Genomic DNA, 8,525 nt, shown 5'->3' on the forward strand with positions numbered 1-8,525 from the left:
CTACCCCCCGGGTGGGTCATTTTTAAATGATCACGATGGGTCAGTTTTGAATGCAGATTGACAGTCGATGCACTGGAGCTGACCCAGCTGGCCGAGCTTAACCTTATCGGCGGCGCTTTCACGGCGGAGAACCTTCTGCCGCAGCCGGAGGTGGCCGAAGCTGGGATGGAGTTCGACGTCGACACTGACAAGGTGGTGCTGCGGTCGCCGCTGGCGGCACGGACGATTGTCGACCTCGAGACGACGACGCTTGCGGCGCCCTATGTTGGCCCGTATCGCGTAACCCCCGATATTGACGTGAGCTTCGAGACGTTTGAACTGACCTTCGACTTTGGCTTCACAGGGAATGACTGGGAAGCCATTACGCTGGAAAAAATGGACCTGAGGATCGGACTATCTGGGCCCGGTTTGGGGACGGAAAATTATCCTCTTCCAATAGGCATCGAAACCAGGACGGTTTTCGAAACGGACGAGGCGTTTTACCTCCAGTTCATACCTGAACACGTAACAGGATATCGTATCGAGAATGGCAAGTTTGTCGTATCTTTGAATGAAACGCTTTATTCGAGCGCTTTTGGCTTGGACGTTGAGGAACTTTACGTGTCCAGTGGTTCCGATGTGGTGCAGGTGCGCGATGGGGAGTTGCTCCCGACGGTCAGCCGCAAAAGTTCCCTATCAGGCACATTTTCCATATTTCAGCTCGCGCCTTAAAGAAAGTTCCTGATCGGGAACTATTGTGTTGCTCACTTGGATGCCTTGCATTTATATTCCCGTTCAGGAACATGGAGACGGGAATGACGGCATCCGGTGAAGACGAGGCCCGCGCCTTCGGTCAGCTTCTGCGAGAGCGGCGCAAGGCGCTCGGCCTTCGCCAAGAGGATGTTGTGCTGGCGACCGGGGTGGGGCGACGCTATCTGATCGAACTGGAGGCGGGCAAGCCGACGGCCCGGCTCGGTCCGGCGCTCATGATCGCGCGCCAGCTCGGAATCAGCTTTCACCCCTTCGACCAGAGCCAGGCCGACCAATCGCACCGTGGTACAGATGATCTCGGCCTTCCTCCGCTGGCTGATTTGCCACCGCTGAACGATTGATCATGCGCGTCTGGTTCGAGACCCGCCCTGTCGCAGATCTGACGCCCGGCCCAATGGGGCCCAGCATGACCTATGCGCCGGAATGGCTCAGCCTTGGCGGCGCTTTTCCCGTTTCCACGCGGATGCCCTTGCGCGCGGCACCCTATGGGCCTGCCGAGGTAATCCCCTGGGTGGTCAACCTGCTGCCGGAGAGCCAGAACCTTGAGGCCCTCGTCAGGCTGACGCGGATCGCTGAACAGGACGTGCTGGGACTTCTCGATCAGGTCGGGCGCGACACGTCGGGGGCTTTGTCCTTCGCCCGGCGCGGCGCGCTCGAGATGACCTGCCGCCTCGTCCCGGGTGAGGCGGCGCTTGAGCGGATCATTGATGAGCTCCCCGCCAAGCCCTTCCTGGTCGGCGAAGAGGGCGTCTCGATGTCGCTCGCCGGGGTGCAAACCAAGATCGGCGTGCATCTGGATGAGGCGGGTCAGATTCACATCCCGGTCGACGGTGCCCCGTCCACTTGGATCCTCAAGCCTGACAGTTCGAACCTGCCGGGTGGGGTCTGGAACGAGGCGTTCTGCATGCGGCTCGCCGCGCGTATCGGCCTCGACGTCCCGGAGGTCCGCACCGGACGCGCGGGCCAGCGCCGATATCTGCTGGTCAAACGCTATGACCGGGCCCCGCAGGGGCAGGTCTGGCGCCGGCTGCATCAGGAGGACTACGCCCAAGCCTTTGGCCTCTTCCCTGCCTCCAAATACGAGCGCAACCACAGCGGCACACCGGGGCCGAAACTGCGCGACATGTTCGGCCTGACCCGGCGGATCGCGGATATCGCCTCCGTCACGCGACTGCTTCAGCACGTCATCTTCAATGTGATCGCCTGCAATACGGATGCCCACGCGAAGAACTATTCCCTGCTGATCTCCGCCACGGGGGCGCGACTGGCGCCGCTCTATGACGTGATGTGCGGGGCGGTCTGGCCCAACATCACGAAGAACATGTCGAACACGATCGCAGGAAAAACCCGTGGTGATTACCTGAAAGGGCGTCACTGGCAGCGCGAGGCCGCGCTCTGCGGCCTGTCCCCTGCCGCGACGCTGCGCCAGCTGGCGACCTTGTGCGAACGGGTCGGGGCGGCGCTGGATGCGACGGTGCAGGATCTGGTCGCGATGGACTCGGAATCCCGACCCATGGCGGAAGACTGCCGCACGGAGATCGCGCAGCGCGTGCTGTTCCTGACCAACGGGCTCAATGAGGTCGACCCGGACCTGAAGGGGTGGATCGCGGCGCATGGGAGGGGCATCGCGCCACCTGATGGTGCGGTCTGACGTCGATGTGCGTGACGAAACCTCTGCCAAGATACTGAAATAAAACACACTTCTCCAGAATTGTCCATTGAAAGTATGCCGCGAAGGCGTGTCTACCGTTTTATTTGTAAAAATTACGAAAAAAGATTGACGCATCACCGGTGAATGGTTATTTGTAATTTGCACAAAACAAATAATAGGTGACCCATGTCGACCCGCGCAGAGATAATGGCCGAACTCGCCACGATTTTCGGCCGCCCGAAAAGCTCCGTCGAGGCTGTCGATCGGGTTTTGACGGATGCGGGCCTGCGCACCCGCGCCGCGCGGGGGCGGGCCGCACAGGCGATGTCGGCGGAGGATTTTGCGAACGTGACCATAGGACTGATGGGGGGATGGTCGCTGCGGGAGACCCCTGTGATGGTGGAACGACTCGGCGCGCTGGAGCTTTGGGGCGGGGAGATGGTGGAGTTCGATCTGGGCGAGGACGGTGAGATGATGGGTATTCGGGGCAGCGCCGATCTGACCGCACACCATATTCTCGAGTCGAACCTGCCGATCCTCTATCCCCGCAAGCAGCTCCCGATGGCACGCACGCTGACCGGGGCGCTCGCATCCCTCATTGAGCGTATCCCGGCGCTTGCCGATCTCGAGATCTGCCTGCTTACGCTCTACCCCGAGACCGGCGGGGCGCTGCTGGAGTTTCGGCTGGGTCCGCGACGGTACACGTTGCGTTTTGGGGCGGGGGATCGGTTGCCGCCTACCGGGGTGTTCCACCGCACCTTGGTGCTCAGGACCGTTGGGCTAAGGCGAATCGCTGGCGTGTTTCATGGTCAGCATGACTGACTGAATCGGTCGGTCCGGTACAGACCATCAGGACGCAGCTCAGGTTGACGCAACGGAAGGTCGACGCGATCCAGGAGATCTGTGTGATGACTGCGAGAATTCGCGCCGCATTTATGGTTGGCTCAAAGCCCAACGATTATTGGGGTTATTCAGTATAAATCCCGATTTTCGCATAAGCTTGGGGCTGGGTGCTTGCGAAAACAAAAAATATATTGTTTTTCAATATGTTGCGGAAAAAATTTTTTGTTGTGGGGGGATGGGCACGTTGCTAGCGAGCTACAGCGGCCGGCGAACGCCACCTGCAACCAGGCACCAAGACGACGGGGCCCGACGGACACAAATGCGACCATCCGGCGATGCCAGTTATTCGCAGATCAGAAATGGAGGAAAACGAAGATGTAGCCTGATGCCTAGCCCCACAAAAGAGAACACCCGGATCGTTGGCGCGATCCGGGCATCTCGTGGGGGACAAGGTCCTGTCCACCTCAACCTGAGAAGACCGTAGCAGCTTCTGCGCCGACCTTCAAGGATAGGATCAGCCCCCGGTTCACGCTTCCCCCTCCGCCCGGGTCCTCCCGGGTGCCGGCGGAGCCTGCGCTGACGTGGCGATGGAACCCCCCGTTCGAACACGGGTCCCCTCGCTTCGGATCGCGCCTGAGACAACCTGGACGGCCGAATACCCGGCCCTCGGAACAAATCTGATCTTAGGGGAAATCCCATGTCCTATCACTTCACCGAGGGCAGCTTCCGGCTGCCCGAACCCAGCCTCGCCCAGCGGACCGTCCAGAACGGCAGCAAGGGGCATTTCACCGGGCAAGCCACTATCGGGGCTGGTCCGGGGCGCCTGACCTTGCTGGAGAGCCACTTCGAATTCAAAGGTCTCCTTGTACTGACGGCCCGCCCGACGACCGCCGAACTCTTCGAACAGGTCGCCTGTCCCTGGATGGATGCCAATAAGGAGTGGCACACCCATTATGCCGATTTCGTGGTCATGCGGACCGATGGGTATCGCGTTGGATATGCGGTGCGCCCAATGCGCTACGTGACCGATGAGTACCGCGACGAGCTTGGTCGGGTGAAATTCCAAGCCCTGAAAACCGGAATGCTTTCGGATTTTCGCTTGCTCACGGAGGAGGACTTCGACCCGGTCACCCTGTTCAACGGCAAGCTTTTTCACAGCGTCCGCCGCCCCGATCCGGAAGCGGATGCGGCCGCGCGCGAGGTGGTCTCGGCGATGACCGGGATCGAGTCACTCGGGGAACTGACTGATCGGATCGGAATGGAAGGAGCGGGCTATCGCGCGCTGATCCGTCTGATCCGCGACGGGGTACTGCAGCCGCTGCACCCGGGGCGGCTCCTCAAATCTGTCCATCTGATCAAGCGGGAGGCCGTGTAATGGAAACGACTTTGAAATTCGCAAGGACGCGTACCGATCTGGCACGCAATCACTTCCGCCCTGTCATGACCGCGCTGGAACTCGCCCGTCCCTTTGGGCGCGTGGAAATCGACGACTGGGCGGAGGACCTCAATGAATGCCTCCGGGCCAAGGGCCTGATGCCCCCGAAGGACCGGAGGACGATGAGCGCGGCCAGTCTGCCGGTGAGGGTCACGACGTGCATAGCAACCCGCACGATCCTCGCGCTGGACGTCTCTTCTGACGCCCATGCGAAATTCGAGATCAAATCGCCCGACGAGGCCAGCCCCGATGGGAGGTGTACCGCGGTCCCGGCGGGTGTGGGGGGCATCTTCAATGTGCCGGAACTGATCAAGACTGACGACGACAACGCCTTTTTCGCAACGGCGGCATTCAACCATTTCATCAATCAGGAGGCTGTCTAATGGACCTGTCTTTCAACTTCGATAACGCGCGCTTTGCTTTCGGCACCCATGACCGCGTGACCATTGAGGGCACCGCCTACAAGGTGGAGCTGGTCACGGAGGACGGTGTCGTCTTCGGGACGGCTGATGGACGTGGCCTGTGTCAGCAGTTCACCCACGGGCAGCTGAGCCGCCTCGCGAGCATGGGGCGCCTGCGCCAGGAGCGGGACTATTTCCTCGCCACGAACGCGCGGTCCCGTCTGAAGAGCAACGCGGGTCTCGTTTCCGACCTGACGGGATGCAAGGCGGCGGTGCACAGCAAGCGCAGCGCCTATGTGGAGGCGTTTTATCAGCTCGAGCGGGAAAAGAAGATCAAGCGGACGGACGAGTCAATCCGCGCGAGCATGGATCTGCTGAAGGTCGGGGCGATCGATGTCATCGGAAACCTGAACCGGTCCGGCAGTGACAAGCCGGGGATGATGCAGGACATGCGTAAAACGCCGTCGCCGCGCACGCTTCGGACCTGGCTCGCCGCCTATGAGGGAACCGGCGCGATCGGCCTCGTCGACCAGGTGCACCAGCGCGGACATCGCGGCCGCCGGATGGGACCGGAAGAAATCGGCATCCTGCAGCGTGAGATCCGGGCCTACCTCAGCCCGGATCGGCCGACGGTCAAGCAGATCCACGAGAATGTTCTCATCGCGTTTGAAAAACGGAACGCGGAGCGCGCCGAAAAAGGACTGGCTGCGCTGGATGCGCCCTCCCGGGAGACGGTGCGCCGTGCCATCCGCAGGCTGGATCCGTTCGTTGTGTTGGCCGCCCGTGAGGGCGCGGATGTGGCCCGCAAGAAGTTCCGTCCGGTGATGAACGGGCTTGAACTGACCCGCCCGCTCGAGCGTATCGAGATCGACGAATGGACGGTCGATCTGATGACGTTGTTCGAGACCGTCGGCCTGGCGGAGCTGATGACTGAGGAGGAACTGATCGCGGTGGGCCTCGATAAAAAGAAGGGGCGTTGGAAACTGAGTATTGCGATCTGCGCCACGACGCGGGTCATTGCGGGGATGGCCCTCTCGCGCGCGGCCAACGCAGACACGGCCCTTCAGACCCTGCAGATGATCCTGGTCAACAAGGGGAAGTGGGCCGATGGGGTGGGCGCACTGACCGCATGGGACATGTTCGGCACGCCAGAGTTGATCGTCACCGATTGCGGCCCCGCCTACCGCTCGGAGCAGTTCCGTCACGCCTGCGGGGATCTCGGGATTGCGCTTCTGCATGCCACAGCCGGCGTGCCGGAGTCCCGTGGTCGCGGGGAGCGGATTTTCGAGACGGTGGCGGATGGGCTGATGTCGCGCCTGTCAGGCCGCACCTTCTCGGACGTGGTCACGAAGGGGGATGCCAACCCGGAGGAGCGGGCTGCGTTGACTTTGGAGGACCTGGCATTCGCGCTGGTGCGCTGGGTGACGGACATCTATCACAACACCGCGCATTGCGGCCTCGGAGGTGAGACCCCTCTCGAATGCTGGCGGCGTCTGACCAAGGAATATGGGGTCATCGCCCCGCCGGACATCGCGCAGCAGCGCGCGGTCTTCGGACAGCGCCTGAGCCGGTCCTTGAACAAGGAAGGGGTAACCGTCCTCGGCGTGCGCTATCATTCCCGTAAGCTGGCTGAATGGATGCTGCGCCGGGACCGCTGTACTGTCGAAGTGCGCTGGCATCCCAAAGACATCGGCGCCGTCCAGGTCCTGCTTGGCAAGGACTGGCACACGGTTCCTGCCGTGGCGGATGGTCTGGACTGGGTCTCGGCGCAGGTGTGGCTGGCCGCCAACCGGGAGGCGCAAGCGCGCAAGCCCGACGCGAAAAAACGCAACCTGCCCACGATCCTTGCGGCCGTGCAGGCGATCATGGACCGCAATGCCGCTGCCATGCAGGCCGCCGACCTTCTGGTCGAGACCTGGGATGACACCCGCATCGAGCGTGAGGAGCGCCGCTTGTTCGCGCAGGTGAAATTCGCAGGTGAGGAACCCCAGAAGTCCGGGGACGGCGGTCTCGGTCGGACCATTGAGGCGGTCGATTCCGATTGCGATGCCCCTGACGCGGGGCCGAAAGCAGCCGGTGTGCGCGCTGCCAAGGGTAATCCTGCCGGCAAACGCCAGGCTGGATCCAAAACAACCCCCACCACCCGTCCCGCCAAGTCCGGCGGCGGATTCAGCATCGAGGAGAACTGATCATGGTCGATCATGCAAAAATCGGGCAGCAACTGTCCGCCCTGCGTAACCTTCATATCGCGTCGGAGCGCGACACGGAGTTCCAGTCCCACATCGAACGGCTGCTGAAGCGCGACGAGGCCGGCGCGATCATTCCGGACCCGGTCCGCTTCACCCAAACCGGAGAAACCCGCGGCATCCTCGTGCTGGATGAGCCCGGCGGCGGTAAGACCACCTTGGTCGAACGGGGGCTGCGCAAGTTGCCGGCGCTCGCCCAAGGCCCATACGGGGAGCCGCGCTACATCGCCTCAGTCGTCCCGAACCCCGCGACCTTCAAGTCGATGGCCCTGTCGCTGCTTGAGGTGACCGGCTACCCGGCGGTCAGCCCGCAGCGCGAGGCCTGGAGCATGTGGCAAATCGTGCGCAAGCGGATGACCGAACTCGGGATTACCGTGCTTTGGATCGATGAGGCGCATGACCTGTTCTGCGCCGACCGCAACGTGATCCTGCGGGGGCTCAAGACCTTGATGCAGGGCGACGACGCGCTGATCGTGATCCTGTCCGGCACCATGAAGCTGGGCGAGATCATCCGCACGGACCCGCAGGTCCAGCGGCGGTTTTCGACCCTCATCCTGCCTCCCGTGTCCGAGGAGGAAGACCGTGACATGTTCGCTTCGGTCATCAGCACCTATTGTGAAAAGGTGGGGCTCACGCCGCCCGATGCGCCCGACCTGGTCGGCCGCCTGTTCCGGGCCTCCCGGTCCCGTTTCGGGCGCGCGGTCGAAACCGTGATCGGGGCGATCGAACGTGCCCTGCTGGAGGGCGCGGATACGCTCGAACTCGAGCATTTTGCTGAGTACTGGGCCATTCAGGAAGGTTGCACGGTGGAGATGAACGTCTTCCATGTTGATGACTGGTGGGATGTTCCCGTTGACAAGCCCGCCGCGGAGTTGGCCCCGAAACCCAAGAGGGGTCGCAAAAAGGCGGCCTGAACTTCAAGGGTTCGATGTAACGCTCGGCCCCGATTATCATCGCAACAATTCAAGCGGCGCTCCTTCCGGAGCGCCGTTTTGATTCGTGGTGGAACCAAGAAAGGCCGTAGATTCCTATTCGTTTCCCGGGCCCGAAGCTTTACACCCGATTTTCTGGGATATTTCGATGGCAACTTATTCTGTGTATAATGGTGGCGAAAACTGCGCATTTCGCGGAAGTTGGGCAGTGATTTCGCGTGATCTCGGGCACGCGTTTCACGGCATCGCGGGCAGCCATTTCACGCC

Annotated in this window: 8 protein-coding genes; all 8 read left to right on the plus strand. The window is 61.8% G+C overall.

Annotated elements, in window-relative coordinates; all coding sequences use genetic code 11:
* Positions 1-57: 57 nt before the first annotated feature.
* The 8 genes from ACFTOW_RS14270 (at position 58) to ACFTOW_RS14305 (ending at position 8,240) form a co-directional block, all read left to right on the plus strand.
* Entirely contained in the window at positions 58-711 is a 654-nt protein-coding gene (locus ACFTOW_RS14270) for a hypothetical protein (protein WP_379916839.1), read from the plus strand.
* Positions 712-794: 83 nt separating this feature from the next.
* Positions 795-1,091, plus strand: coding sequence for a helix-turn-helix domain-containing protein (locus tag ACFTOW_RS14275; protein WP_379916841.1), 297 nt, complete (start codon positions 795-797; stop codon positions 1,089-1,091).
* 2 nt (positions 1,092-1,093) lie between these two features.
* Positions 1,094-2,401 (plus strand): type II toxin-antitoxin system HipA family toxin, encoded by a 1,308-nt coding sequence (locus ACFTOW_RS14280; protein WP_379916843.1) that lies wholly within the window; start codon positions 1,094-1,096, stop codon positions 2,399-2,401.
* A 207-nt stretch (positions 2,402-2,608) separates the two neighbouring features.
* On the plus strand, positions 2,609-3,223 hold the full coding sequence (locus ACFTOW_RS14285; protein WP_379916845.1) for a hypothetical protein: 615 nt from the start codon (positions 2,609-2,611) through the stop codon (positions 3,221-3,223).
* A 718-nt stretch (positions 3,224-3,941) separates the two neighbouring features.
* The gene (locus ACFTOW_RS14290) at positions 3,942-4,619 is read left to right on the plus strand and encodes a hypothetical protein (RefSeq protein WP_379916847.1); all 678 of its coding nucleotides are present in this window, start codon (positions 3,942-3,944) and stop codon (positions 4,617-4,619) included.
* Positions 4,619-5,062: a hypothetical protein gene (locus ACFTOW_RS14295; RefSeq protein ID WP_379916849.1), complete on the plus strand. Its 444-nt coding sequence runs from the start codon at positions 4,619-4,621 to the stop codon at positions 5,060-5,062. The genes ACFTOW_RS14290 and ACFTOW_RS14295 overlap by 1 nt, the downstream gene beginning before the upstream one ends.
* Positions 5,062-7,269 carry a Mu transposase C-terminal domain-containing protein gene (locus ACFTOW_RS14300; protein WP_379916851.1) on the plus strand — a complete coding sequence of 736 codons (2,208 nt, stop codon included), beginning with the start codon at positions 5,062-5,064 and terminating at the stop codon, positions 7,267-7,269. Before ACFTOW_RS14295 ends, ACFTOW_RS14300 begins: the two co-directional genes overlap by 1 nt.
* Before the next feature lie 2 nt (positions 7,270-7,271).
* Entirely contained in the window at positions 7,272-8,240 is a 969-nt protein-coding gene (locus tag ACFTOW_RS14305; RefSeq protein ID WP_379916853.1) for a TniB family NTP-binding protein, read from the plus strand.
* Positions 8,241-8,525 lie beyond the last annotated feature (285 nt).

Source organism: Lacimonas salitolerans (assembly GCF_042677865.1).
GTDB classification, from domain to species: Bacteria; Pseudomonadota; Alphaproteobacteria; order Rhodobacterales; family Rhodobacteraceae; genus Lutimaribacter; species Lutimaribacter salitolerans.